The following is a 26,614-nucleotide window of genomic DNA, read 5'->3' on the forward strand; positions in this document are numbered from 1 at the left end:
CACCCACCGCGGCGGAGTTCGGGTCTGCACCTACGTTGCGGTCGCGGTCCCGGCTGCGGCTGCGGCTGCGGCTGCGGCTGCCACCTTGGCGTAGCGCTCGGCGAGATCTTCCGTAGCCGGCGACCGCATCAGCGTGAGCTCGTAGAATACCGGCGCGCACGACGCGACCAGCACAGTGCGCGCGTCGGTGTGCGGGGCGGCCTCACCCCGGCCTGCCGCGCGTTCCACGACGACGGCCGCGTTCGTGTAACGATCCTCCCAGAACGACCGGAGCGCGTGGGCGGCTGCCGGCGAGCGGAACGACGCCGTGATGAGCGCCCGGGTGATCGACGGCTCCTCGGTCAGGGCCGCGACGATCTGGCGGTTGATCCCGGTCAGGTCGCCGAGCAGGGAGCCGGTGTCCGGTGGCTGCCACGTCTGCTCGCGGGCAGCGTCGAGGGAGTCGGCGAGGAGGCTGCCGGTGTCCCGCCAGCGGCGATAGACAGTGGTGCGGTGCACTCCGGAACGCGCGGCGACGGCGTCCACGGTCAACGCGTCGTACCCGCCCTCCAGCAGCAGTGACGCGACGGCCGCGAGGACGCGTTCCCGCGTGCGGGCAGTCCGCCCACCGGGCCGGGTCGCTCCAGGAGTCGCGAAAGGGACTTGCGCATCCGAGGACATGACCTAATGCTACATCCATAGCGTTAGGGGGTCGGTCATGTCATTCATCGAGACAGCACGGTGCCGCGAGGTGGCCCTGCCGCCGGGCTGGGCGCCGTACGCAGTGGCCCGGGACACCGGCGGCACCCTGTGGACGACGATCCTGGCCCCGCCGGGACTCGCACGCATGCTGCCTGCCGAGACACGGGCCAAGACGCCCGCCGAGACGCCGGCCGACGGCGAGCCCGCCGTCGAGTTCCGGCACGAGGTCCTTCCGCACAGCGCGGGCCATCCGATGCTGCTGGCCGCCACCGCCGACGGCGCCCTCTGGTGCACCCGATCCGACGATCGGCTGAGCCGGCGAGACGCCTCGGGCGACCACACGGTGATCGACCTGGCGCCTGGCTCGGCGCCGTACGGCATCGCGCCCGCATCCGAGGGTGAAGTCTGGTTCACCGCCGCGGGCCTCGACCAGGTCGGCCGGGCCACCGCGAACGGCAACCTGATCATGGTCGACCTGCCGGTAGCGGAGGCGCGGGCGGCGATGCTGACCGTCGACGCGGAGGGCAGTGCCTGGGTCGCCCTCAACGGCGCCGGCTCACTCGCTCGCGTGGACAACGGCACGGTCCAGCTCGTCGAGCTGCCGGCCGGCAGTGCACCGGTCGGCGTCGCCGCATCGACAACGGGCGTCTGGTACGCGGACATCGCCGGCGGCAGCGTCGGCCGCGTCGACCAGTCCGGCTCGATCGAACAGTTCGCGTTCGCCGGCGCCGCGAGCCGCCCACACGCCGTCGCCGCCGACCCCGACGGCGGGTGCTGGGCCACCCTGTGGGGTTCCGGTGAGCTGGCCCGCATCACCGCCGACGGTGCCGTCACCCTCCGCCGACTGCCCGGCCGCGAGCCGCACGGGCTGTGGGTCGACGACTCCCTGGTGTGGGTGGCGATGGAAAGCGGCTCCCTGGCCGCCGTCGAGAAGAGCGAGTTCGCATGAGTCAAGAGATCTCCTTCGCGGTGGACGGCGGCACCCTGGCCGCCGTCGACCACGGCGGCACCGGACGGCCCGTCCTGCTCGTGCACGGCAGCGGCCACAACGCCGCCGCCTGGACAGCGGTGGCGACGGAACTCCTGCCGGAGCACCGGGTGATCGCCATCGACCTCCGCGGCCACGGCCACAGCACCGCCGAATCGAAGACCGCGGAACAGTACTGGCGCGACCTGGCCGCCGTCGTAGCGGCCACGGGATGGGAGAAACCGCTGCTGGTCGGCCACTCGACCGGCGGTTACGCCGTCACGGCGGTCACCGCCGCGGGCCTCGTCGACCCGGCCGGCATCTGCATCGTCGACGGCCTGGTCCTCGACGACCGGGAGACCGCCGGCCGCGCACTCGCGACGTTCCGCACCCCGGCCTCCGCCGACGAGCTTGAGCGCACGTTCGGGTACGGCCGCCGCTTCCACGGCACCCAGCACGAAGCCTGGATCGAAGAACAGGTCACCAACGCCGCGACCGACTGGCTCAATGCCGGCTCCGACCCGGCACTCGTCCGCGCGGTCTCCGAGCGAAGCCTTCTCAGGAACATCGACGGCACCCTGACCCGAAGGCCCACACCGGAAGCCATCGCCGCCACCACCACCCCGTCGATGGACGCCCCGGTCTTCCCCAGCCTCGACGTCTACGAACGCATCACCTGCCCGATGACCATCGTGCTGGCCGACCGCGGGTTCTACGCGGACCGGCGAGAGAAAGTGGTCTCGATCGTGCGGGCTGCGCCTCGACGCCATCTCGTGGACATCGCATCCGGGCACAACGTCGTGATGACCCATCCGCGGGAGCTGGCATCCGTCATCGAACGAATGACCTAGGCAGCCGGGCGCAGCGGCCTGACCCGGGTGTTCTGGAAGGAGGTGTAGAGCCAGCGGCCGTGACGTTTCACCGCGACGTTCGTGTTGACCGAGAGGGCCTCGTCGGTGCATGCCGTCTCACCCGGCCAGAGGACGCAGCCGGATCGGACGATGACGGCCACGTCGGGTTCGGGGAAACGGATGCGCTCGTCCTGTTGAAGAAGGCGGGTGCCCTTCAGATAGGTCGTGAAGTAATAGCCCATTCCCTCCTCGATGCCGGCCCGGGTGCTCATGTGGTCGCCGTTGAAGGTGACCAGATCGGCATCGACGGTGTAGACCGCGGCGTACGCCCGGGCATCGCCCTGTTCCCAGGCCCGGTCCTGCCGCTCGCGCAACTCCTGCAACGCGACAAGGTCTTTCTCTCGCGAGGAGCCGGCCGCCGGACCGGCCGACGCAGGACCGGCTGCGGCGCCGAGCGCGGTGGACGACACGGCGACCAGGCCCACCAGAGCGGCCCGCCACCGCGGAGCACGTCGAGCGGTGCTGGTCACGCGGTTGAGGTATCGATTCATGCCAAAACCGTAGAAGTCCCGGCCGCTTCGCCGGAACCTCCTTCAGAGGTATCTCGCAGTACCTCTGAAGGGGGACGGTCGACATGCTCAGGGTGAGCTGACAGTCAGCCGGTTGCAGACGTCGCGCACGCCGGGCATCTGCCATGCCAGGCTCCGGATCACCGCCCGCGCCTCGGTGGAAGCCACCTGGCCCAGCAGGATCACGACCTGGTTCTGCACCTGGATGTCCAGGTACCGGCCCCGGGCGAGCGGATGACCCATGATCGACGCCCCGACGAGTTCCGCGATGAGCTCGTCGGCCGTCAGCACCGGGGGGTCGTCCACCCGGTCGTGCCAGTCGTCCGGTGAACCGGGAAACGGATACATCGGTCATTCCCTTCCGACGCCGGGTGAGCGATCCGGCTGGTGGACGCCGGGCGAATGATCCGGCAGGCCCATGACCTTGGCCTGACCGTGCGGGCAGCGCAACCCGGCGCCGCGCATCGTCATGCAACCTTCACGCCCTCGGCTCCCGAACTGCACCGCTGCGCAGGGCATCCGGCGGGGAGAAATTCTCATGATCTGGCGCCCGGGCCCGATTGCGGCGGTACGAGCACACCGCCGATCTTTCGGAGAACGCCTGATGGCAGACAGCACCCACCCGCGGGACACGCTCCCGCCGACGGACCGCCGCGGTGCGCGCGGGCCGGTCGGCTGGACGCGTCTGTGCGTGCTGGTCGGCGCCGTGGTGGCCGCCTTCGCGCTGGTCCTGGGCACCGGCGTGGCCGGTCCGGAGATCTCGCAGGCGATCTCCAACTTCGGCCTGTGCCTGGGCGCGATCACCGCGGCCGTCGCCTGCCTGGTGCGGGCCCGCCTGTTCAGCGGCCGGATGCGCTGGGGCTGGGCCTTCGTCGGGCTGGGCGTGCTCAGCTGGGGGCTCGGGCAGAGCGCCTGGGTCTATCTCGAGTCGTTCCGGGGCGAGGAGGCCCCGTTCCCGTCGATCGCCGATATCGGCTATGTCGGGATGGTGCTGCTGGCCCCGGTCGGCCTGCTGGTGATGCCGAGCAAGGCGCAGAGCCTGGCGAACCGTGCCCGGATCGTCCTCGACGGCCTGATGGTCGCCGCCTCGCTGGTGCTGATCGCCTGGATCTTCGTGATCACCCCGCTGATCGAGGCCGGTCAGGACAGCAAGCTCGCGCTCACGGTCAGCCTCACCTATCCGCTCGGTGACGTGGTGATCGTGACCGTGGTGCTGTACATGCTGGCCCAGCAGCGCCGGCACGGGCGGACGTTCTCGCAGCTGGCCCTGGTCGGCGCCGGCATCACGGCTTTCGCCGTCTCCGACATCGGGTACGCGTACCTCAGCCTGATCGGCGAGTACAGCTCGGGCGGGGTCACCGACATCGGCTGGTTCGCGGGCTTCTCGCTGATCCTGCTGGCCGCGTTCAAGCCGGTCCCGGCGCCCACCGGCGACGAGATCGACGAGGCCGGCGAGGCCGACGACAACGCCCAGCCGGTCGGCATCATGCTGCCGTACGTCGCGGTGCTCGCCGCCCTGCTGACGTCGGTCGTCTGGTACGCCAGGACCGGGGAGAACAACCTGTTCGTGACCTACCTGCGCTCCGCCCTGATGTTGTTGATCATCACCCGGCAGCTGCTCACCCTGCAGGAGAACCGCGGTCTGACCCGCACCCTGGAGGCCCGGGTCGCGTCCCGCACCGCCGAGCTGTTCGTCAGCGAGCAGCGTTTCCGCGCGCTGGTCCAGCACAGCTCGGACGTGGTCACCGTGGTCAGCCCGGAGGCCGACGTCCTCTATCAGAGCGAGTCGGCGCAGCGGGTCTTCGGTTACCCGGCGCGGGTGCTCACCGGCCGCCGCCTGACCAAGCTGCTCGACCCGGAGTCCGGCCTGCGCCTGGCCCAGGCGCTGCGGCAGGTCGCCGGCCGGCCGTACGCGACGACCGTGCTGGAGCTGGCCGTGCGGCACCGCGACGGCCGGGTGCGGCAGGCCGAGATGACCATCACCAACCTGCTCTCCGACCCGAGCGTCGCCGGCCTGGTGCTGAACACCCGGGACATCAGCGAGCGCAAGGAGCTGCAGGACCAGCTGGTGCACGAGGCCTACCACGACGCTCTCACCCAGCTCGCGAACCGGGCGCTGTTCCGGGAGCGGCTCGGCGACGCGCTGCTCAAGCGCGCGGACGGCGGCGAGGTCACCGTGCTCTTCCTCGACCTCGACGGGTTCAAGGAGGTCAACGACAGCCTCGGTCACCTGACCGGCGACCAGCTGCTGGTGCAGGTCGCCGACCGGCTGCGCGGCTCGGTGCGCGACGGCGACCTGGTCGCCCGGTTCGGCGGCGACGAGTTCGCGGTGCTGATCCAGTCGGCACCGGAGAGCCCGGACACGAGCGTGGAGGACGAGGCCGAGCGGGTCGCCCGCCGGATCATCGAGGTGCTCGAGGAGCCGTTCACCATCGAGTCCCGCAGCATCCACGTGCAGGCCAGCATCGGCCTGGCAGGAACCGCCCTGCTGATCGCGGCCGGACTGCTCGGCGAGGCCGGCGCGGACGTGGCCGAGCAGCTCATGCGCAATGCCGACCTGGCCATGTACAAGGCGAAGTCGGCCGGTGGCAGCTGCTTCGCCAGCTACGACCCGGAGATGCTGTCCGGGCTGGTGGCCCGGCTGGAGCTCGAGGCCGACCTGCGGGTGGCGCTGGAGCGCGGTCAGCTGCGCCTGCATTACCAGCCCACCATCGACGTGGCGACCGGCGAGGTGATCGGATTCGAGGCGCTGGCCCGTTGGCAGCATCCGGAGCGCGGCCTGATCCCGCCCGCCGAGTTCATCCCGATCGCCGAGGCCACCGGCCTGATCGTGCCGCTCGGCCGGTGGGTGCTGCGCGAGGCGTGCCGCCAGGCCGTCGAGTGGAGCGCGGCCGGCGACGGCCGTCCGGTCAAGATGGCCGTCAACGTCTCGGTACGCCAGTTCGACCGCACCGACCTGGTCGAGGTGGTCGCCGGGATCCTCGCCGAGACCGGCATGCCGGCGAACCAGCTCTGCCTGGAGATGACCGAGTCCGTGCTGATGACCGACACCGACGACAACCTGGAGCAGCTGGTACGCCTCAAGGCGCTCGGCGTCACGCTGGCCATCGACGACTTCGGCACCGGGTACTCCTCGCTGGCGTACCTGCGCCGCTTCCCGGTCGACACCCTCAAGATCGACCGCTCGTTCGTGGAACGGCTCGGCACCCTGACCGACGACACCGCGCTCGCCGACACCATCGTGCAGCTCGGCAAGAGCCTCGGCATGGCCACCGTGGCCGAGGGCATCGAGGAGTTCGGCCAGCTCGCCGCACTGCGCGAGATGGGCTGCCACTTCGCCCAGGGCTACTACTTCTCCCGCCCGGTTCCCGCCGAGGAAGCCGGCCGCCTCATCCTCACCCCCGCTCGCTGATTAATCCCCCTTTGTTCAGGAGAGTCGCATGTCCCTCGCCACCGTCACGCCTGCGATCCAGGATCAGTGGCCGGCCGGCCTCGCGCCCGAGATGCTCGAGGTGATCGACATGGCGACGCCGTACCTGGTGACCGACCTCGACGTGGTCGCCGGGCGGCACGCCGCCTTCGCCGCCGCGATGCCCGGGGTGCGGACCTTCTACGCCATGAAGTGCAACCCGGCACCGGAGATCCTGCGGACGCTCGCGGCCCGCGGGTCCAGCTTCGAGATCGCCTCGCTCGGCGAGCTGCGGACCTTGCAGGCACTCGGCGTCGACCCGGCCGGCGTGCTCTACAGCAACCCGGTCAAGCCGCCGGCGCACATCGCCCAGGCGTACCGGGCCGGCCTGTGGCGGTTCAGCTTCGACGCGCCCAACGAGCTTGCCAAGATCGCGGAGCAGGCGCCCGGCGCCGCCGTCTACGTGCGGCTGCGCGTCGACGACAGCACCAGCGTGTTCCCGTTGTCCCGCAAGTTCGGTACCGACGTCGAGGACGCGTACGACCTGATGCTGCTCGCTCAGCGACTCGGCCTGCGCCCGTACGGCGTCACCTTCCACGTCGGCTCGCAGTGCGGCAACGCCGAGGCGTACCGGTCCGCGATCGCCGACGCCGGCACGCTGATGAGCCGGCTGCGCCAGGACGGCATCGAGCTCGAGATGATCGACCTGGGTGGCGGCTACCCGGCCCGGTACGTCGAGGGCGTACCGGCCATCGAGGAGATCGGTGAGATCGTGACCGGCGCGCTGGCCGAGCTGCCGTACCGGCCGGCCCTGGTCGCCGCCGAGCCCGGCCGCTTCCTGGTCGCCGAGTCCGGCGTGATCGCCGCGACGATCATCGGGCGGGAGCAGCGTGGCTCTGAGAACTGGCTGTTCACCGAGGTCGGCGCCTACCACGGCCTGATGGAGTCGCTGCAGACGCCGGGCGGCTGGGACTTCCCGCTGCGGACCTCGCTGCGCGACCACGCCGACGTGCCGCACCTGCCCTTCACCGTCACCGGGCCGACCTGCGACAGCTCCGACACGTTCGGCCACGGGCTCATGCTGCCCGCCACCCTCGCCGTCGGCGACGTGCTCTACCTGGGCAGCGCCGGCGCCTACACGCTGGCGTACGCCTCCGCCTTCAACGGATTCCAGCCGCCCACGCCGATCTTCATCGGTACGGGCGACCCGCCACGTGCCGGCCACTGAGGCGGCGGCCCGGCGCGGCCGTCGCCGGGCCGGGCCGGGCGGCATGCGCCGGGCCGGCCGGCTGCGCGAACTGCTGATCGCCGGCGTCATCGACTCGTTCGGCATGTCGCTCGGCTGGACCGTCGTCGTGCTGATCGCGGTGTCCCGCGGCGGCCTCGCCGAGGCCGCCCTCTACAACGCCGCCATGCTCGTCGGCGCGGTCCTCTCCGCCCCGGTCACCGGCTGGCTGGCCCGCCGGTTCGACGGCCGGGCACTGGTCCGCGGCTCGGCCGCCGTCGAGGTCGTACTCCGCTTCGCCGTTCTCGGCGGCCTGATCGCCGGGGCGCCGTCCTGGTCGATCGCGGCCGCCATCGTGCTCATGCACACCGCCGCCTGGGCCGGCTTCGCCGGGATGCGCGCCGAGGTCAGCGCGGTCAACGCCGCACCACAGTCGATGACCCGCTATGTCATGTGCATCATGGGCGTCGAGGCGGCCGGCACCGCGTTCGCCGCCCTGCTGCCGCTCGGCGTGTCCGGATATCCGACCGGCTGGCTGCTCGGCACGATCTTCACGATCTATCTCGGTTCCCTGCTGCCCACCGTGCTGACCGCCCGCCGCGCGCGGATCTCCCCCACCCCCGCCGCGGCCACCACGCCGGTCGGCCATTTCGGCAGCAACCCGCACGCCTTCACCCCCGCGCCCCGCCCCACGAGCCGCGGCCGCCACGCACGCGCGACAACCGCCCGGACCTGGCGCCTCCCCGCACCCCAGCTGCTCGCCGGTGGCGCCGTCATGCTGATCGCTTCCGGTCCCACCCTGCTCGCCGTGCCGATCATCGAAGAACTGCACGGCGGCGCCTGGGTGGCCGCCTCCGCGGTCGCCTTCTGCCTCGGCACCCTGTTCGCCACGACCGCCGTCACCGCGATCGCCCGCCTCCGTCTGCCCGCCGTGCTGCGCTGGTCACTGTGGGGACTCGGCATGCTCGCCGGCTGGACCCTGGCCCCGCTGGGCGCTCCGATGGTGCTGCTCGCCCAATTCGGCGCCGGCCTCGCGCAGACCGCCTTCGAAGGCGACATGGACGCCCGGGTAGCCGCCGAAGCGGACTCCGAATCGGTCACCCGCGACCTCGCTTACGCCGCCTCGGTCCGCGCCCTGGGCGGCGCGATCGCCGTCCGGATGCTGCCGATGCTGATAGCTGCCCCCGCCATCGGCCTGGCCGCCAGCGTCTCCGGCCTGATCCTCGGCATCGCCACGATCACCCTCTGGGCCGGCTTCTCCCTCGCCCCGCACCTGTTCCGCCGCCTCGCCCATTGACCATTGACAACAACACCCATTTAGTACGAGCCAAACCGCTCCCACCGAACCCGGGCCGCCCCGGGCCTACACCGCGGCCATCTGCCCCATCACGGCCGCAGCGCGGCCATCCGGCGCAGGGCGCGTCAGTGACGCGCCGTCCCCGAGACCGCGTGGGCGGGCCGAACCGTCGCACCGAGGTAGTGCCGGTCGAGGCGTGCGGTGCGAGCCCGCTCGCAGGTCAGCGATGCCGTCGACGTCGCCTTCTGCGCGCTCCGACGCAACAACGCACCGCATGGGTGACCGAGCACCCGCCGAAGCTCGGTGTGCATCTGCCGGCCGAGCCGCCGTCCCCGCAAAATGTCGGTGGTCGATGCCATGATGCCTGCGACATGTCGGCGCCGCACGGGGGGTCTGTGCCGTGAAAGACTTCGTGGAACTCGAGGTGGACTACTGCCAATACCTGGTCCGCGCCTCCCGCGACGCGACCGGCCTGCGCATCTACCAGATCGGCGACACCCTGATCCACCCCGGCGGACCAGAGGGCCTCACCTGCTTCGCCGGAACACACACCGGCTGGATCGAAGTGCGGCTCGCGGTCCTCGACGCGCCGCCAGAGCTGTCGGCCGACGAGTGGGACGCCGTCAGCGAGGCAACCCTCTGGTCCCCCGACGGCCGTCTCTCGGTCGCCGGCCTCATGGGCGGCAGCGCCCCGGAACTCCTCGACGTGCCGGTGCCGCGCGGCCTGATCCGGGTGCGGGTGCACGCCCGCGACCGCCTCCACGAAACCGTCCGCACCGACGACGACCCACCCGAGCAACACGAGATCTCGGTGTGGCCGGTGACCGAGGAAACCGGCTGGCGCACCGTGATCGACGACCACGCCGAGGTCGCCCGCCGCGGCCGCCCCTGGGAGCAGAAACCGCACCAGGCCGCCGAGCAGGCGATGGTCACGCTGCTGACCCCCACCCCCCAGAGCCCGTTCCCGCCCGCCCTGCAACCACCCCCACCGAACGACGGCGCCGACCTGCCCCGCGTCACCGTGATCCGCGAGCGCACCCTGCCCGAGCACACCGCCCACACCCTCCTGACCGACCCGATCACCGCCCTGACCACCCACACCCCCGGCACATCCGGCACATCCGGCACATCCGACGCGGGCAGCGCGGGCAGCGCGGGCAGCGCGGGCAGCGCGGGCAGCGCGGGCAGCGCGGGCAGCGCGGGCAGCGCGGGCAGCGGCAGGTTACCCGCCGGCGATCTGCAGATCAGGATGCATCTGGTGGCGTCTCATCGCGGCGGGCGCGCCCTGAGCTGGCAGTGGGCCGCCGCCCAGCCCCTCTTCCCGGATCCGTTGACCGTGCTTCCGGACGACGCGCCGTCCATGGTGCTCCTGCGCCTCAGCGAAAGCTCACTGACAGTTCGCCACGAGGGCGTCCCGGCTCGGCTCGCGGTGACTCTCGGCCTGGTCTGGGACCACCTGCTCAACTGTCTGGAGAACGGCGGCGACCCGTCTCCATGGGAGGTGACGTTGCGAGCGAAGGCGGCCCAGGCGCACGCGAAAGTCAGTCCCCGCAAGCGCTGACAACCGTCCGCTGCTTGTGTTGTTCAGAGTCACGCCGATCCTCCGGAACTTGTGCGATTGACTGCCGAAACCGGTAGTCAATTGCACAAGATCGCGGGCCAGGGCAGGGCGAGGGGAGGCGGCGCAGGGCGGGGCTAGCCGGTGCGCGAGCAGCGCCGCGGCATCGGCGCCACCCGCGCCGCAGCCAGCACGCGCCGCAGCCAGCACGCGTGGTGCGGCCGGCCCACACCGCGCGGCCGGCCCACACCGCGCGGCCGGCCCACACCGCGCGACCAGCCCACACCGCGCGACCAGCCCACACCGCGCGGCCGGCCTGCGCCGCGCGGCCGGCCTGCGCCGTGCGGTCAGCGGAGTTGGTAGAAGCGCAAGTAGTCGAAGCTTGCGGTTACGGCCGGTTCGGCACCGCCGTGAGCGACGAGGCCGATGCGCGGGACGGTGTCCGCGGGCAGCGTCCACACGCCGCCCCACGTCCAGGTGCGGCCGTCGCGGCTGACGCCGGCGCGGTACTCGTGTTCGCCGTTCGCCGGGTCGACCCGGTGCGCGAGACGCAGCCAGGTGGTGGTGAGGCCGGGCGTCCCGGCGATGGTGCCGCCGAACGAGGTGCGGCCGGCGAAGGGCATCTCCTTGCCGAACTCCACCTGCCGGGTGTTCCAGATCGCCACCGCGGACAGCCGGGCGAAGTGGTCGTCGTCGCGATAGGCGATCAGCCCGGCCTGCTGGAAGTTGCGGACGCTGTCCTCACCGAGGTCGAGCGCGATCCTGGTCTCGGCGATCCAGGAGCCGGCCGGCGCGGCGCGCAGCAGCACGCCCGCGTCGTTCGAGTCGCCGGTCAGGTCGGCGCCCTGCACCGGCCAGCGCAACTGCCCGCCGGAGACTGTCGCGGCCGGATCCGGCCGCACGAAGCTCCACGCAGGCCGGAGGGCGCCGCCGCCGAACTCGTCGGAGTGCCCCCGCAGCAGCCACCCGGGCTGCGGCACCGGGGCCGGGCGCACCGGCCCGAAGCGGCGGCCGGGTGCTGCCATCGGCTTCTCCGACGCCCAGGCGCCGCCGTTCACCGTGGGCCACCCGTTGATCCAGTCGAGGCGGTCCAGCAGCATGGGCCGCTCGTTGATGCCGAACGGCTCGTCCAGGTACGGGTCGGCGCGGTCGATGGCGTGGTACACCATCCAGTCCTGGCCGCCCCGGTCGGTGATCAGGCCGTTGTGGCCGGTGCCCACCCAGCGGTTGCCGTTGGGCGCGATGACCGGGGTGCCGCCGGCCCGGGACACGTTGAGCGACTGGCCGTCGCGGTCGGTGAACGGGCCCAGCGGGCTGCGGGAGCGGCCCACCGACACGGAATAGCCGGTGGTCGGCCCGGCGCAGCAGTTGGCCGATGAGGCGAACAGGTAGTACCAGCCGGAGCGGCGTACGACGTACGCCCCCTCGAACTTGTTGTCGATAGCGACGCGGGTGGGTGAGCCGACGACGCGCAGGCCGTCGGGGCTGAGCCGGCTGACCCAGATGCCGCCGAAGTAGCTGCCGTAATACAGCCAGCGCGCCCCGTCGGGAGTGGTCAGTTGCGCCGGGTCGAAGGTCCACCACCAGCCGCCGCCGGGGGCCGCTCGCGGGGGCACCGCCGGTTCGGCGGCGAACGTCCACGGCCCGGCGGGGGTGGGTGCGGTGGCGACGCCGATCGCGGAGGCGCCGTCCGGCTCGGTCTCGGTGACGGTCACGTACATGACCCAGCGGTTTCCGATGCGGCGCACGTCCGGCGCCCAGAGCGCGGCCGTCGGGCGGGCGTAGGACGGCAGTTGGGCGGGACCGAACGCGTCGCCGATGTACGTCCAGGTGACGAGGTCGGTGGAGCGGGCCATCGGGATGCGGTGCGGGGTGCGTTCGCCTTCCCGAAGCGGATCCGTTGTCCCGTACGCGAAATAGGTGTTGTCCTGTCCGAGGACGACCACCGGATCGGCGAAGGTGTCCGCAAAGCTCGCCGACACGGGGTTGCGATAAGCCGAAGAAGCGGCGGCGGCAGGCACAGCTGTAGCAGACAGACTGACCACGATGGCGGCCGCCGTGAGAGCGGCGGAAATGCGGCGCACAATCTTCACCCCTTCAGGCCGGAGCGGGAGACGCCCTCGATGATGTAGCGCTGCGCGAGGACGAAGAGCAGCAGCGCCGGGATGCTCGCGACGGCCGCGCCGGCCATCACCACCGGATAGTTGATCGTGTACGCGCCCTGGAGGATCCCCAGCCCCGGGGGCAGGGTGAAGCTCTCCGGACTGAACAGCACGTAGATCGGCCAGATGAAGTCGTTCCAGTTGGTCAGGAAGCTGATCACGGCGAGGGTGGCCAGCGCCGGCTTGGACAGCGGCAGGATCACCCGGGTGAAGACCTGCCAGGAGTTGGCGCCCTCCATCACCGCGGCCTCCTCCAGCTCACGGGGCAGGCTTTCGAAGAACTGGCGCAGGAAGAAGACCCCGAACGCGCCGGCCGCGCTCGGCACGATCAGCGCCCAGAGGGTGTCCAGCCAGCCCAGCCGGTCGATGATCAGGAAGTTCGGGATGATCAGCGTGAAGACCGGCACGAACAGGGTCGCAATGATCATGCCGAAGAGCAGGTTCTTGCCGCGGAACTGCATCCGGGCGAGCGGGTAGGCGGCCATCGACGCGACCACCAGCACCAGGATCGCGTGGCCGGTGGCGGCGAGCATGCTGTTGAGGAACCAGCGCAGCACCGGTGTCTGCGAGCCGGCTTCGAACAGCGTGCCGTAGGCCCCGGTGCTGGGGTCCTGCGGCAGCAGCGTCGGCGGCACCTGGGTGGCCTCCCCCGGCGTCTTGACCGAGGTCAGCAGCATCCAGATCACCGGGGCGATGAAGATCAGGCTCAGTCCGAGCAGGATGGTGTACCAGGCGATTCCCTTGGTGTGGCGCATCGCTTCAGTCCTTGGGCCGGAACAGTCGGAAGACGAGCAGGCTGAAGGCCAGCAGGGCCAGCGTGAGCAGGTAGCTCATCGCGGCCGCGCTGCCCATCTTGAAGTCGCGCAGGCCGGTCTGGGCGATGTACATGATCGCCGTCCGGGTCTCCACGCCCGGCGCGCCCTGGGTGATCAGGTAGCTCTGGCCGAACATGTTGGCCGACTGGAGCACCGTGTTGATCACCACGAAGAGCAGGACCGGGCGCAGCCCGGGCAGGGTCACGTGCCGGAACTCCGCCCACTTCCCACCGCCGTCGATGCGGGCCGCCTCATAGAGCTCCCGCGGGATGTCCTGCAGGCCGGCCAGATAGATCACCGCGTTGAAGCCCAGCGTCCACCAGACCGTGACGCCGACCAGCGAGATCCACGCCCACGGCAGGTCGGTGGTCCACGGCGTGCTGCCGCCGAGCAGCGCGTTGACCGCGCCCAGGTTCGGGTCGAGCAGGAACCGCCAGAGCACACTGATCACCGCGACGCCCAGCACGTACGGCGCGAAGTAGACGGCCCGGAAGAACGTGCGGCCCGGGAAGCTGCGGTTGAGCAGCAGCGCGACGGCCAGCGGCCCAGCCAGCAGCAGCGGCACGCTGAGCAGCGTGAACAGGCCGGTGGCCTGCATCGACTGCCAGAAGAACTCGAAGACCGCCGACGTGGGGTCGACCAGCGCCTGATAGTTGTCCAGCCCGACGAACGGCTTGCCCGGCAGCAGATAGTCCCAGTCGTGCAGGCTGATCCAGAGCCCGTACGCCGCGGGGGCCAGCACGAACGTCGCGAACAACGCGAAGTACGGCAGCAGGTAGAGGTACGGGGTGGCCCGGCCGTTGCGCCGGACCCGTGCGGGTTCGGGCTCGCTGCGGGCCGGCGCCCGCTCCTGGAGCGCGGTCACCTCAGCCGCCGTACTTCTTGCGGTTCTGCTCCAGGATCTGGTCGGCCTTGGCCGCCGCGTCGGACAGCGCCTTGGCCGGCTCCTTGCGCAGCAGCACCGCTTCGTTGACGGCCGTGACGAGCGTGGCCATCGCGTCGCCGATGCCGGGCACCGAGGGCGGGTACCGCACGTAGTCGATCTGCTGGGCGAGGGCCGCCTGCTCGGGCAGGGCCTTGAACTCGGCGCTCTCCCGGACGTCCTTGCGGGCCGGCACCTGGCCGCCCTTCGCCCACTCCAGCGACTTCTCGCTGATCCAGTTGATGAAGACCTTGCCGGCGGTCAGCTTGTTGTCGTCCTGGCTGCCTTGCTTGAGCTGCACGAACTGGTGCGAGCCGGCCCAGACCGCGGGCTGCGTGCCGATCTGCGGCACCGGCGCGGCGCCCCACTGGACGTTCTTGTCCTCGCGCAGCGTGTTGATGGTCCAGATGCCGTTCCAGTTGAGCGCGTTCTTGCCGTTGCGCAGCGCGATCAGGTCGGCGTCCTGCGCCACGTTGGCCGGGCTGTAGCCCTTGCGGACCAGGTCCGCGTACCAGGTCAGCGCCTGCACGCCCGGGTCCTGGGAGAACGTGGCCTTCTGCGCGCCGGCGTCGAACAGGTCGCCGCCGAACTGCCACAGCAGCGTCTGGAACCACATGCTGCCGGTGAACTCGAACGGGGTCGCCCAGCTGCCCTGGATCCCGGCCGACTTAAGCTTGTCCAGCGCAACCTGATATTCCTCGGCGGTGGCCGGCGGCTTGGCCGGGTCGAGGCCGCCGCGCTCCAGCAGCGTCCTGTTGTAGAACAGGCCGAGCGGGTGCACGTCGAGCGGGATGCCGTACCGCTTCTCGTTGTAGACACCGGCCTTCCAGACCGGCGGGGAGAAGTCCTCCTCGGTCAGGTTCAGCGACTGGGCCAGGTCGTCCAGCGGCAGGATCACCCCGCGCGCGGCGTTGGTGGCCACGCTGTCGACGTGCATGATGCCCAGGTCGGGGCCGTTGCCGCTGGACACCGCGGCGGGCAGCTTCTGGTAGTAGTCGGCCCACTTGTAGACGTTCATCGAGACCTTGATGTTCTGGTGCTCGGCGTTGAACTGGTCGATCAGCGTCTTCATGAAGGCGCCGTCGCCGCCGGTGAAGCCGTTCCAGAAGGTGAGGGCGACGTTCGGGCCGGTGTACGCGGTGGCCGCGGGCGCCGCGTTCTGGCCACCGCCGGTGACCTTCTCGTTGGGTCCGCTGTCTCCGCAGGCGCTGAGCAGCACGGCGCTGCCGGCGCCCGCGCCGAGCCCGAGCAGGCCACGGCGCGTCAGATGTGCGTTCACTGTCTCTCCTCGGTGCTGAAACTGATCGCGTGCCACGAGACCGGGGGCAGCAGCACTTCCGCGTTGCTGCGGTACGCGCCGAGCGCGACCCGGTCCGGATGGGCAGCGGTGTTGGTGAGGTGGGGGTTGTCGTTCGCCAGCACGAGATGCTCCCCGGGAAGCAGGCCCGGGAACGCGCGCAGGTCGAGGTGCAGAGGAATCGGTTCGGTCCCGCGGTTGACCGCGAAGACGGTGAGCGTCGTGCCGTCGTGGGTGGCGACGGCGTCGACTGCCGGGACGTCGCCGTACCGGCCGGTTGTCATGGTGGGCCCGGTGAGAGCCGGCCGCAGGACCGCGCCGCGGGCCAGCCGGGCTGTCTGCGCGAACGGGTGGAAGATGGTCTGCCGCCAGGCCGGCCCGCCGGGCAGCGTCCGGATCGGGGCGATGATGTTGACCAGCTGCGCCTGGCAGCCGACCGTGAGCCGGTCGGCGTGCCGCAGCATGCTGATCAGCAGGTTGCCGACGACCATCGCGTCGGTGACGGTGAAGTCGTCCTCGATCAGCGCCGGGGTGTTCTCGATCGCCCGGTTCTCGGGCTCGACGAACCGGGACTGGTACCACACGTTCCACTCGTCGAGGGCCAGCCGGATGCGCTTGGTGCGGCGCAGTTTCGCGCGGACGAAGTCGGCGGTGGCGATCACCGAGTCGACGAAGCCGTCCAGGTCCACCGCTGAGGCGCGGAAGCTCGCCTCGTCGTGCTTCTCGGGGTCGTAGTACTGATGCAGGGAGAGGTAGTCGACCTGGTCGTACGCATGCTCCAGGACCGTCGCCTCCCAGGCCGCGAACGTCGGCATGTCCGCGTTGGAGCTGCCGCACGCGACCAGCTCGATGGTCGGGTCGACGCGTTTCATGGCGTGCCCGGCCCGGGCGGCGAGCCGCCCGTACTCCTCGGCGGTGAGGTTGCCGATCTGCCAGGGGCCGTCCATCTCGTTGCCGAGGCACCAGAGCCGGATGTCGTGCGGCCGGGCCACCCCGTGCTTACGGCGCCGGTCGGCGGCGGCGGTGCCGTCCGGGAGATTGCAGTACTCCACCAGCTCGGCGGCCTCGGCGACCCCCCGGGTGCCGAGGTTGACCGCCATCATCGGCTCCACGCCGGCCTGCCCGGCCCAGCGCATGAACTCGTTGAGCCCGAACGCGTTGGTCTCGATGGACCGCCAGGCCAGGTCGAGCCGGTGCGGCCGGTCGCCCACCGGCCCGACGCCGTCCTCCCAGCGGTAACCCGAGACGAAGTTGCCGCCCGGATAGCGCACCGTGGTGACACCGAGCTCGCGCACCAGATCCAGCACGTCCGCCCGCAGGCCGTCGGCGTCGGCGTCGGGATGCCCGGGCTCGAAGACGCCGGTGTAGACGCATCTGCCCATGTGCTCGACGAAGGAACCGAACAGGCGCCGGTCGACCGGGCCGATCGAGAAGGAAGGGTCAAGAGTGAGCCGCGCCACTGCCATAACCCGTTTTACAACGTTGGAACCATCGTTGTAAAGACATTGTTAAATCTGCGGATGGCCTCAGCCGGCCGTGCTCTCCCGGATGACCACGCGGTGCTCGACCCGCACCTCTCGCGGCGGATTGACCTCCGCCGGGTCGGCCAGCCGCTCCGCGAGCAGGTCGACCGCCAGCTGGGCGATGCGCGCGGTGTCCGGCGCGACGGTGCTCAATGTCGGCGTGCTGAACCGGCCGTCCTCGATGTCGTCGAAGCCGATCACGGCCACTTCCTCCGGCACCCGGACACCCCGGGCCAGCAGCGTGCGGAGAGCGCCGAGGGCCAGCAGGTCGTTGAAGCAGAACACCGCGTCCGGCCGCCGCGGACGATCCAGGAGGGCGGCCATGGCGGCCGCGCCGTCAGCGCGATGGAAGCGGTCCACCCGCGCCACCAGCCTTTGGTCGTACGCGTGACCGGCCTCGCCCAGCGCCGCCCGGTACCCCGCCAGGCGCTGATGCGCGGTCACCGCCGACGGGAAGTCCTGCGCGCCGATCGCCGCGATGCTGCGCCGCCCCAGCCCGGTCAGGTGCCGGGTGGCATCCGCCGCGGCGGACGTGTTGTCGATCGCCACGTGGTCGGCCGGCCCGTGCCAGACCCGCTCCCCCAGCAGCACCATCGGCGTGTCCCCGCCACGCGCCAGGTCCTCACCGGCCAGCGCCAGCGGGCTGAAGATCAGCCCGTCGATGGCGTGCCGGCGCAGCCCCGCCACCAGGTTGCGCTCCCGCTCGGCGTGCCCGTCGGTCTGGTCGATCAGCACGGTCCACGACCGGCGCTCCGCCGCCTGCACGACCAGCCCGGCGACCTCGGCGAAATAGGGGGACTGCAGCTCCGGCACGGCCAGCGCGATCACCCCGGACCGCTTGCTGCGCAGCTGGCGGGCGGCGACGTTGGGCACGTAACCCAACTCGTCGATGGCCTCCTGCACCCGGGCGCGCGTGGTCGCCGCGACGTGCACATAACCGTTCACCACGTTCGACACGGTCTTGATCGACACACCCGCGCGAGCGGCGACATCCTTCAGGCCGGGCGGCACAGATCGAGACTATACAACGTTGTCGGACCGGTGGGCCCGGCGCGCGGCGAGCGCCAGCAGGATGACCCCACCGACCAGGAACGGGCGGAAGAACACGTGCTGGAACGCCATCCAGGGCGCGGTGCGGGCGCGCGGATCCCCCGGTGTGCCGAACAACGCCACGCCCCAGCTCACCAGGGTCACCGGCAGGAGCCGTCGGTGACCTCGGCGGCCGGGATGCGGGCCTCGAACACCGAGCCGGAGGCCTGCGGGCCGGCCCGCACGGTGGTGACCGTGCCGGAGCCGACGCGCCACCACTCGAAGGTGGCCGACACGCTGGAGCCCTCCGGGTCGGTCACCTGGGCCCGCAGGACGGGGCCGGCCCGGTTCAGATGCGGCCGGCCGGCGCCGGTGACGCACCCGGTCGCCGGGTCGGTGGAGCGCGAGCTCACCTGCGGCACGCCGTTGAACGTGATCTCCAGCCGCGGCGGGGTGGCGGCCTCCGCGGAGTGGAACCGCTTCCAGGTGAGGTTGCTCGACTCGTTGGTGGCCCGCAGGCCCATGGTGACCTGGCCCTGCCCGCCCGCGGCGGCCTTCTGGAACAGGCCCGTCCCCGGTGCGGAGACCCAGCCGTCGTTGCAGGAGGCGGAGAAGCCCTGTGGATTCGCATGGACCGCTGCCAGGAACTACTCCGATGTAGTTCGGCCGACGATGGTGACCTTGGCCCGCGCAGCGGGTAGGCAGGACGGGTGATCGACGTTCGGCCCGACCTGATCGCCCCGATGCTGGCCGCTCCGGGTGAGCTGCCGCGCGGGCAGGACTGGGCGTTCGAGTTCAAGTACGACGGGGTCCGTGCCGTCACCTACGTCCGGGACGGCGCGGTGCAGGCGCTGTCCCGCAACCACAACGACGTCACCAGCCACTACCCCGAAGTCACCGCGCTCGGCCCGCTGCTGGCCGGGCACGACGCGGTCCTCGACGGCGAGATCGTGGCGCTGGAGGCGGGCAGCCGACCGTCGTTCGCCCGGCTCGCCAACCGCATCCACGTCGCCGCTCCGTCCGCGGCGCTGCTCAGCGCGGTGCCCGTCGTCTACTACGTGTTCGACCTGCTCCGCCTCGACGACCGGTCCCTGCTCGACGAGCCGTACGAGCAGCGCCGCGCCCGGCTGGAGGCGCTCGGCCTGGACACCGCCGAGGTGCGAACCCCGCCGCACTTCGCCGGCGCGGACGGGGCCGCCGTGCTGCGCGCCGCCGACCTCGGCGGGCTCGAAGGGGTGGTGGCGAAGCGGCTGGGCGCCCCGTACCGGCCCGGGAAACGGTCCGCCGACTGGACCAAGGTGCCGCTCATCCGTACCCAGGAGGTCGTGGTCGTCGGCTGGAAACCCGGCGCCGGACGCCGGGCCGGGGGCATCGGGTCCCTGCTGCTCGCCGTCTACGACCCCGCCGACGAGCTGGTCTTCGCCGGGCACGTCGGCACCGGATTCACCGACGCGATGCTGCGTCAGCTCGGTGATCAGCTGAAGCCGCTGCACCGCGGCACGCCGGCCGCGCCGGACGTGCCACGCGAACACGCCCGGCACGCCCACTGGGTCGAGCCCGTGCTCGTCGGCGAGGTGCGGTTCCGCAACTGGACCCCGGACGGCCGGCTGCGGCACCCGTCGTGGCGCGGCCTGCGCACCGATCGGCACCCGCGGGCCGCCCGCCGCACGCCCGCCGCGCCGCCGGGACCCCGGGAGACCGTCGAGGGCGCCTTCGAGACGCCGGACCGGGTGTGGCGGGTGGAGGCGGTACGCCGGGGCCGCACCCAGTTCTATCGCTTGATCAACGGCGACAGCGTCGTCGACGGCCTGGTCATCGCCACCCTGGAACGGCTGCTCACCGAGGCCGGCGTCGACATGGCCGACCTCGTCCCGGCCACCACGCAGCCGCGGAGCCGCGCGGGGGCCGCCTGATGCGCCGGCGCAGCGCCGGCGGCCGTCAGGACCCGCTGAACGTGAACGTGGAGTCCTCGACGTACCCGGCGCCGCTCTCCGGCGGATCGAGCCGCAGCTGACCGGCGCGCACCCGCACGTACCGGTCCGCGTAGTTCGCCGAGGTCAGTCGCACCGTGCCGGCGTCCGGGCCCGGCCGGACGCAGAAGGTGGCGTCACGGCGGAACAACGTGCTGTCCTCCCGCGCGCTCAGCATGATCCGGAAGGAGGCGTGCCGGACGTAGCGGCCGTCGGCGGCGCGCAGCGAGACGCAGTTGCGGTCGGCGATCCCCGCGGTCACGGTCAGCGTGACACCCTCGCCACCGCCCGGCGCGACCACCAGGAATTCCCCGTCGAGGGTCACGACGGCGCCCGGCTGCCCGGCCGGCCGGATCACCACCCGGCCCGTCGGCACCAGCGCGGACGGGGCGGCCACCGACGGCTGCGGCGCGTTCCGGACGACCGGCGCGGCCGGAGCGCCACCGCGCGGATCACCGGGCGGGCCGTCCGGCATCGCCAGGAAGACCCCACCGGACACGGCGGTGCCGACCGCGACGACAGCCGCCGCTTTCACGCCGACCAGCTGGGTGAGCCATCCCGTGCCGCCGGCGCCCACGACCTTGCCCGCGCCGGCGGTCGTCACCCCGCCGGCCCCGCCGCCGAACAAGCCGGTCCCGGCGGCGGCTCCGACGGCCGCGGGCAGCAGCACCAGCGAACCGCCGAGCACCAGGCGCTCCACCGGCATCAGCCCTGAGCGCGCCGTCCCGCACCGGTCGCAGCCGCGCAGATGCCGCGCGAACCGCTTGCGCCACCGCGGGCCGGGCATGCCGTTCCAGCCCTTGGTGAGGGCCTCCAGGTCCGGGCAGAGCGGCTCGGCCTCGAGCGCGGCCACCAGATGCCGGCTCAGCTCCAGCTGGTTGCGCATCCGCTGGAGCCGGACCCGGGCGTGCGCGGAATTGATCCCGAGTGCGGCCACCACCTGCGGGCGGGTCAGCTCACCGATCAGCTCCTGCCACCACAGCGCCGCCAGGTCCTGGTCGTCGGGGTCGAGCCACCGGGCGGCCTGGGCGACCTGCCGCCGCTGCGCGGACAGGCCCAGGCGCAGCAGGGTGACATCGGCGAACTCGGCCTCCGGATCCGCGACGTGCGCGACGTCGTCCAGCGACGCCGTCCGCTCCCGGTCCTGCTGCCAGGCGCGCAGGCGGCTGCTGATCTGCCGCATCGCGATGGCGACCAGCCAGGACCGGAAACTCGCCGGTGTCCGCAGGGCCGGCAGGTCGCGGTGCGCCCGCAGCACCGTCTCCTGCACGACGTCGTCGACGTCGGCGTGCCCGTCGAGCGCCCGGCCCACGATGCGGTAGAGCATGGGCAGGTGCGCGGCCATCAGCGTTTCCGCCGCCCGCCGGTCGCCGCCGCGGGCCGCCACCACCAGATCGGTCAGATCGGCGCTGTTTTCTGTTACGCCGTCGGGCCGGCCGGCGTCTCCCAGACGGGCGTGGCGTCCGGCCCCGCCGCCCCCTGCCGACACCCACGCCTCCACGCGCCCCGCCCTTCGCTTTCGACGAGCACCGATGCTACCGGTAACAATCGCGAAACCGGTCAGAAAGATCGCCTTTTTCCCGGGCGCTACGGGCGCGATCACAATAGCGGCGAAAGGTCGCTTCAGGACCTTCTCGAATCACCCTTCTTGGTACGAGGCAGGGCCGCTCCCCCATCGTCGCGGCCCTGCCTCTGCCAAGCCCGTGTGTGAAGTTCGGGTACGATTCGCACCCGAACTTCACACAGGGAGCTCTACCGGCGGGACGCGCCGCCGGTGCTGAACTGCCACCAGTCCAGGTTCAGCAGATAGCCGCTACCGCCGGCGAACCGGAGATAGAGGTCCTGGGTGCCGGTCGCACCGTTCACCGGGCAGGTGACCGTGGCCCAGTTCTGCCAGCCGCCGGTGCCGCCGGCGGTGCACGTGCCGGCCAGCGCCCCGGACGGGCTGCCGAGGCGTACCTCGATGCGTCCGCCGGCGGTGGCCGAGGCCACCCGGGCCTGGAAAGAGGCGGCGCCGGAGCCGAAGGCCACGCCCTTGACCTTCAGATAGTCGCCGTTGTCGACGTAGCCGACGTTCCGGCCGCCACCGGAGGCGGCTTCCGTCTCGACGCCCGAGGCCCACGCGGTGGTCTCGGCCTCCTGCCGGACGAACGGGTTGAGCGTGCCGACCTGCGGTGGCCCCGCGGTGGTCATGGTGATCGTCGGAATGGTGCCGTCGGCCCGATAGCTGAATCGTTCGACCGCGACCGAGCGGGTGAATCCGCCGCCGCCGGGCAGTGCCCCGTTGTGATAGAAGAAGTACGACGAGCCGTTGAAGTCGATGATTCCGGCATGATTGGTGAAACTGCTGCCCTGGCGGGGCATGACAGTCCCCCGATAGATCCACGGGCCGGTCGGTCCGGGCGCCGTGGAATAGGCGATGAACTCCGAGCAGCATTCGGCGGCGAAGACGTTGTAATAGAGCCCGTTGCGTTTGAAGACCCAGGGCGCCTCCTCGTACAGGGTGGGCCGGCTCGGGTTCCCGCTGCGGGCGCCGAACCCGGCAGCCGTCAGCGGGATCTGCACCGGTCCGCCGGAGTACGAGATCATGTCGGTGTTCAGCCGCAGGTACCACAGGTTCGGGTTGCCCCAGTACAGATACGCCTGACCATCGTCGTCGATGAAGACGGCAGGGTCGATCTCGCCGTTCTCGACCAGCGGCCGCCCGAGGGCGTCACTGAACGGCCCGGTCGGGCTGTTCGCCACGCCCACGCCGATGGCCATTCGGCCGGTGGCCCGGTTGACGACCGGCACGTACCAGTAGAACCGGCCGTTGCGCTGGACGACGTGCCCCGCCCACGCGTCGGCCCGGGCCCAGCTGAAGGTGGCCAGGCTCATCGGTGATCCGTGGTCGGTCCAGTTCGCCATGTCGGTGGTCGAGTACACCCGCCAGTCGCGCATGGTGAAGTACGTGGAGCCGTCCTCGTCGTGGCCGGTGTAGACGTAGAGACGGCCGTTGTGGACCAGGGGCGCCGGATCCGCGGTGTAGATCGTCTGCACGATCGGGTTGTCGGCCCGGACCGGTTGCGTGGCGCCGGGCAGCAGCGACACGACGACGGCCAGGACAGCTGCCAGGGCAAGGTGACGGCGGGAGACGCTGACTCTCATCGCCGGGTCCACCGCTGGTTGGGGGCCGCGGAGCAGGACCACAGCAGCACCAGGGTCCCGTTGGCGGTCAGGTTGCGGTCGACGTCCAGGCACAGACCGGCCGACTGGCTGCGGATGGTGCCGTCGGCGTTGACGTCCCACCGCTGGTTGGCGGCGCCGTTGCAGTCCCAGAGCTGCACCTTGCTCCCGGCGGTGGCGCCCGTCGGGGCGTCGAGGCACTTGCCGAGGGCCTGCAGGGTCTGCCCGGTCGGGGTCCACCGCTGGTTGGTCCCGCTGTTGCAGTCCCAGACGACCGGCTGGGTCCCGTTGGCCGTGGCGCCGTTCGGCACGTCCAGGCAGCGGCCGGACGCGGCGCTGACCAGCGTGGTGGTCACCGGCTGGGACGGGGTGCCGCCGCTGAGCCGGTAGACGACGGTGCCGTGGGCCGGCACCGAGGCGCTGATCGCACCGGTGGTCGAGCTGGTGGCCCCGGTCCACGCGTCCACGAGCGTGAACGAGTTCCCGCCGCGGCCGACCGCGGCGGCCGTGGTGGAGATGGTGGTGGTCGCGTTGCCCTGGTTGAACAGCGCGACGGCGACATCACCGTTGGCCAGGCGCTTGGCCAGGACCCGGCGGGTGCCGTCGAACGAGACCTGGGTCGCCTGGAGTCCCAGGGTGTCCTGGTTGATCGCCACCAGCCGGGCATTGGTGAGGATGGCCCGGGTGGCGGCCGACATCGATCGCACGTCGTTGCCGGCGATCAGCGGCGAGGCCATCATCGCCCACAGCGCGAAGTGGCTGCGCATCTCGGTGTCGGTCATCCCGCCGTTGCCGACCTCGAGCATGTCGGGGTCGTTGAACCCGCCCGGCGCGGCGTAGTGCGCCAGCGGCACTGTCACGTCGACGATGTTCTGGATGCCCATCGGATAACCGTTGGTCTGCCCGGTGTTCCAGGCGTTGGTGATGTCCTCGGTGGTCCGCCACATGTTCGCCACGTCGCTCCAGTTGCGGCGTGGCCCGGTCTTCTCGTGGATGCTGTTCGGGTTGATGCTGTAGAAGATCGGCCGGCCGGTGGCGCGGAGCGCGTCCCGCATCAGCGCGAACGTGCGCACCTGGTCGTCGATCGTGCCCTGCGGTGAGCACCAGTCGTACTTGAGGAAGTCCACGCCCCACGACGCGAAGGTCTGCGCGTCCTGGTATTCGTGGCCGCGGCTGCCGGTGGCGCCCGGGTAGGCCCCGAAGTACTGCGCGCAGGTTCTGTCGACCGGCACCTGGTAGATGCCGAACAGCAGGCCACGCGCGTGCAGGTAGTCGCCGAGGGCTTTCATGCCGCTCGGGAAGCGTTGCGGGTTGGCGCGCAGGTTGCCGGCGGCGTCCCGGTTCGGGTCGAACCAGCAGTCGTCGACCACGACGTACTTGTAGCCGAGGTCGCGCATGCCGGAGCTGACCATGGCGTCGGCGGTCTGCCGCAGCAGCGCCTCGTCGATGTTGCAGCCGAACGTGTTCCAGGTGTTGAAGCCCATCGGCGGTACCCGGCCGACACCGTTGTCCAGGGCGAGAGCCGAGGATCCCGGCAGGACGGCGGTGACAGCGGCGACAGCGGTCAGCAGAGCCGCGGCCGCCGCGTGAGCGGTCCGTCTGCCGAGCCGGCGGAGAGTTCTCATGCGGCACTTTCCCTTCTACCGAAACCGTGGAGAGGTCGGGTGCCGTGCCGGGATCAGCCGGCCGTGCAGGCCGGGGTCGCGGTGGGCCCGGTGCCGGTGCCCTGGAACCCGAACTCGGTGGAGCCGCCGGCCGCGATCTGGCCGTTGTAGGCGACGTTGCGGAAGGTGACCTGTCCGCTGGTGCCGGTGTTGGTGGCGCTCCAGGCGCTGGTGACCGCACCGCCCGAGGGCACGTTCACCGAGACGGTCCAGCCGTTGACCGCACCCGATCCGGCGGTCACCCGGACGGTGGCGACGTAGCCGCCGTTCCACGAGTTCAGCGTCACCCGGGCGCTGCAGCCGCCCGGGCCCGGGACCGGCGGGCTGGACGACGGCGGGTTGCCCGACGGCGAGGACGGCGAGGACGGCGTCGTCGGGCCGCCGGCGTTCAGCGCGTTGAGAACCGCGGTGTAGGCGGCCTTCTTGTTGCCGCCCGCGTCGAACAGCAGCGGGTTGGCGCCGGTGCGCCACGAGTCCGAGTCGCGTACGCCCCAGACCGTGATGCCGGTGCAGCGGGCGACGGCGAGGCAGGCACGGGTCACCGCGGCGAAGATGTTCGCCTGGTTGCCGCCCTGCTGGACGTCGAGCTCGGTGATCTGGACGTCGACGCCGAGGTCGGCGAAGCGCTGGATGTTCTGCTGATAGGTGGAGTCCAGGGTGGTGCCCAGGTGCGACTGCAGGCCGACGCAGTCGATCGGGACGCCCCGCGCCTTGAAGTCACGGACCATGTTGTAGATGCCGGTCGACTTCGCGTTGATACCGTCGGTGTTGTAGTCGTTGTAGCAGAGCTTGGCGCCCGGGTCGGCGGCACGGGCGGCCCGGAAGGCGGCCTCGATCCAATCGTTGCCGGTGCGCTGCAGGTTGGAGTCGCGGCGACCTCCGCTGCCACCGTCGGCGAACGCCTCGTTGACGACGTCCCACGAGTGGATCTTCCCGCGGAAGTGGGTGGCGACCTGCGTGACGTGGTTGATCGCGGCGTTGCGCAGCGCGGTGCCGGACAGGCCCTGCGCCCAGCCCGGCTGCTGCGCGTGCCACAGCAGGGCGTGACCGCGGACGGTCATGCCGTTGGCCTGGGCGTGGCTGACCAGCCGGTCGCCGTTGGTGTAGCTGAACCGGCCCTGCTGCGGCTCGGTGGCGTCCCATTTCATGTCGTTCTCCGCCACCACCGAGTTGAACTCGCGGTTGACGATGCCCATGTACTGGCTGTCGGAGAACTTCTGCGACGCGACCGCGACACCGAAGTAGCGGCCGGTCTGCGCGGCTGAGGCGCCGAGGGTGGTGGCCGCCTCCGCGGAGCCGATGACGGCGATGCTCGCCGCGGCGACGACGCTCGCGGCGGCTGCCGACAGCAGCGCGAGGCGTCCTTTTCTTCCGATGGGCATGGCTGAGGAACCTTTCGCCGAAGGGGATCGGGGGATGGGGAAACCGGGGAGGGTCAGCGTTGGCGGGTCAGCAGGCCCGGCCGGTACGGCAGCAGGCCGTAATCGCCGCCGGAGTTGGGCGAGCGGCC

Annotated in this window: 22 protein-coding genes; 7 read left to right on the forward strand and 15 right to left on the reverse strand. The window is 71.4% G+C overall.

Annotated features, from left to right (window positions below; genetic code table 11):
* Positions 1-30: 30 nt before the first annotated feature.
* Positions 31-660, reverse strand: coding sequence for a TetR/AcrR family transcriptional regulator (locus tag AC0NH5_RS38900; protein ID WP_474412698.1), 630 nt, complete (start codon positions 658-660; stop codon positions 31-33).
* Between the two features lie 37 nt (positions 661-697).
* Between AC0NH5_RS38900 and AC0NH5_RS38905 the strand changes: the two genes are divergently transcribed.
* Entirely contained in the window at positions 698-1,630 is a 933-nt protein-coding gene (locus AC0NH5_RS38905; RefSeq protein WP_474412700.1) for a Vgb family protein, read from the forward strand.
* The gene (locus AC0NH5_RS38910; RefSeq protein ID WP_474412701.1) at positions 1,627-2,499 is read left to right on the forward strand and encodes an alpha/beta hydrolase; all 873 of its coding nucleotides are present in this window, start codon (positions 1,627-1,629) and stop codon (positions 2,497-2,499) included. Before AC0NH5_RS38905 ends, AC0NH5_RS38910 begins: the two co-directional genes overlap by 4 nt.
* Here AC0NH5_RS38910 and AC0NH5_RS38915 read toward each other — a convergent pair.
* Both AC0NH5_RS38915 and AC0NH5_RS38920 read right to left on the reverse strand, forming a co-directional pair.
* Positions 2,496-3,050: an SgcJ/EcaC family oxidoreductase gene (locus AC0NH5_RS38915; protein ID WP_474412703.1), complete on the reverse strand. Its 555-nt coding sequence runs from the start codon at positions 3,048-3,050 to the stop codon at positions 2,496-2,498. The genes AC0NH5_RS38910 and AC0NH5_RS38915 overlap by 4 nt on opposite strands.
* Positions 3,051-3,137: 87 nt before the next feature.
* Positions 3,138-3,416 carry a BON domain-containing protein gene (locus AC0NH5_RS38920; RefSeq protein WP_474412705.1) on the reverse strand — a complete coding sequence of 93 codons (279 nt, stop codon included), beginning with the start codon at positions 3,414-3,416 and terminating at the stop codon, positions 3,138-3,140.
* Between the two features lie 256 nt (positions 3,417-3,672).
* Here AC0NH5_RS38920 and AC0NH5_RS38925 point away from each other — a divergent pair, with 256 nt between their 5' ends.
* From AC0NH5_RS38925 to AC0NH5_RS38940, 4 genes are all read left to right on the forward strand, one after another.
* Positions 3,673-6,480, forward strand: coding sequence for a putative bifunctional diguanylate cyclase/phosphodiesterase (locus AC0NH5_RS38925; protein ID WP_474412707.1), 2,808 nt, complete (start codon positions 3,673-3,675; stop codon positions 6,478-6,480).
* A 28-nt stretch (positions 6,481-6,508) separates the two neighbouring features.
* The gene (locus AC0NH5_RS38930; protein WP_474412709.1) at positions 6,509-7,705 is read left to right on the forward strand and encodes a type III PLP-dependent enzyme; all 1,197 of its coding nucleotides are present in this window, start codon (positions 6,509-6,511) and stop codon (positions 7,703-7,705) included.
* Complete coding sequence (locus AC0NH5_RS38935; protein WP_474412711.1) at positions 7,692-8,999, forward strand: hypothetical protein; 1,308 nt, start codon at positions 7,692-7,694, stop codon at positions 8,997-8,999. Before AC0NH5_RS38930 ends, AC0NH5_RS38935 begins: the two co-directional genes overlap by 14 nt.
* A 400-nt stretch (positions 9,000-9,399) precedes the next feature.
* On the forward strand, positions 9,400-10,560 hold the full coding sequence (locus tag AC0NH5_RS38940; RefSeq protein ID WP_474412713.1) for a hypothetical protein: 1,161 nt from the start codon (positions 9,400-9,402) through the stop codon (positions 10,558-10,560).
* Positions 10,561-10,904: 344 nt separating this feature from the next.
* Here the strand turns inward: AC0NH5_RS38940 and AC0NH5_RS38945 are convergent, their stop codons facing one another.
* From AC0NH5_RS38945 to AC0NH5_RS38980, 8 genes are all read right to left on the reverse strand, one after another.
* Positions 10,905-12,539, reverse strand: a complete 1,635-nt coding sequence (locus tag AC0NH5_RS38945) for a family 43 glycosylhydrolase (RefSeq protein WP_474412715.1) — start codon at positions 12,537-12,539, stop codon at positions 10,905-10,907.
* A 107-nt stretch (positions 12,540-12,646) separates the two neighbouring features.
* The gene (locus tag AC0NH5_RS38950) at positions 12,647-13,474 is read right to left on the reverse strand and encodes a carbohydrate ABC transporter permease (protein WP_474412717.1); all 828 of its coding nucleotides are present in this window, start codon (positions 13,472-13,474) and stop codon (positions 12,647-12,649) included.
* Positions 13,475-13,478: 4 nt separating this feature from the next.
* Positions 13,479-14,399 (reverse strand): carbohydrate ABC transporter permease, encoded by a 921-nt coding sequence (locus AC0NH5_RS38955; RefSeq protein ID WP_474412719.1) that lies wholly within the window; start codon positions 14,397-14,399, stop codon positions 13,479-13,481.
* A gap of 1 nt (position 14,400) precedes the next feature.
* Positions 14,401-15,735: an ABC transporter substrate-binding protein gene (locus AC0NH5_RS38960; protein ID WP_474412721.1), complete on the reverse strand. Its 1,335-nt coding sequence runs from the start codon at positions 15,733-15,735 to the stop codon at positions 14,401-14,403.
* A complete protein-coding gene (gene arfA, locus AC0NH5_RS38965) occupies positions 15,732-17,219 on the reverse strand; it encodes an arabinosylfuranosidase ArfA (RefSeq protein WP_474412723.1) in 1,488 nt (495 codons plus the stop codon). Before arfA ends, AC0NH5_RS38960 begins: the two co-directional genes overlap by 4 nt.
* Before the next feature lie 60 nt (positions 17,220-17,279).
* Complete coding sequence (locus tag AC0NH5_RS38970; RefSeq protein ID WP_474412725.1) at positions 17,280-18,287, reverse strand: LacI family DNA-binding transcriptional regulator; 1,008 nt, start codon at positions 18,285-18,287, stop codon at positions 17,280-17,282.
* A 9-nt stretch (positions 18,288-18,296) separates the two neighbouring features.
* Entirely contained in the window at positions 18,297-18,470 is a 174-nt protein-coding gene (locus tag AC0NH5_RS38975; protein ID WP_474412727.1) for a hypothetical protein, read from the reverse strand.
* Complete coding sequence (locus AC0NH5_RS38980; protein WP_474412729.1) at positions 18,467-18,829, reverse strand: hypothetical protein; 363 nt, start codon at positions 18,827-18,829, stop codon at positions 18,467-18,469. Before AC0NH5_RS38980 ends, AC0NH5_RS38975 begins: the two co-directional genes overlap by 4 nt.
* A 186-nt stretch (positions 18,830-19,015) precedes the next feature.
* Here AC0NH5_RS38980 and ligD point away from each other — a divergent pair, with 186 nt between their 5' ends.
* Positions 19,016-20,218 (forward strand): non-homologous end-joining DNA ligase, encoded by a 1,203-nt coding sequence (gene ligD, locus AC0NH5_RS38985; protein WP_474412731.1) that lies wholly within the window; start codon positions 19,016-19,018, stop codon positions 20,216-20,218.
* 25 nt (positions 20,219-20,243) lie between these two features.
* Here ligD and AC0NH5_RS38990 read toward each other — a convergent pair whose 3' ends face one another.
* The 4 genes from AC0NH5_RS38990 to AC0NH5_RS39005 all read right to left on the reverse strand — a co-directional run bounded on the left by AC0NH5_RS38990 (position 20,244) and on the right by AC0NH5_RS39005 (position 26,486).
* The gene (locus AC0NH5_RS38990) at positions 20,244-21,764 is read right to left on the reverse strand and encodes a sigma-70 family RNA polymerase sigma factor (protein ID WP_474412733.1); all 1,521 of its coding nucleotides are present in this window, start codon (positions 21,762-21,764) and stop codon (positions 20,244-20,246) included.
* A gap of 263 nt (positions 21,765-22,027) precedes the next feature.
* Positions 22,028-23,422 carry a glycoside hydrolase family 43 protein gene (locus AC0NH5_RS38995; protein WP_474412735.1) on the reverse strand — a complete coding sequence of 465 codons (1,395 nt, stop codon included), beginning with the start codon at positions 23,420-23,422 and terminating at the stop codon, positions 22,028-22,030.
* Positions 23,419-25,065, reverse strand: a complete 1,647-nt coding sequence (locus AC0NH5_RS39000) for a glycoside hydrolase family 27 protein (protein WP_474412737.1) — start codon at positions 25,063-25,065, stop codon at positions 23,419-23,421. Before AC0NH5_RS39000 ends, AC0NH5_RS38995 begins: the two co-directional genes overlap by 4 nt.
* 53 nt (positions 25,066-25,118) lie before the next feature.
* Positions 25,119-26,486 carry a glycoside hydrolase family 10 protein gene (locus tag AC0NH5_RS39005; RefSeq protein WP_474412738.1) on the reverse strand — a complete coding sequence of 456 codons (1,368 nt, stop codon included), beginning with the start codon at positions 26,484-26,486 and terminating at the stop codon, positions 25,119-25,121.
* Between the last annotated feature and the right edge of the window lie 128 nt (positions 26,487-26,614).

This window comes from Actinoplanes sp. 13, from assembly GCF_056134165.1.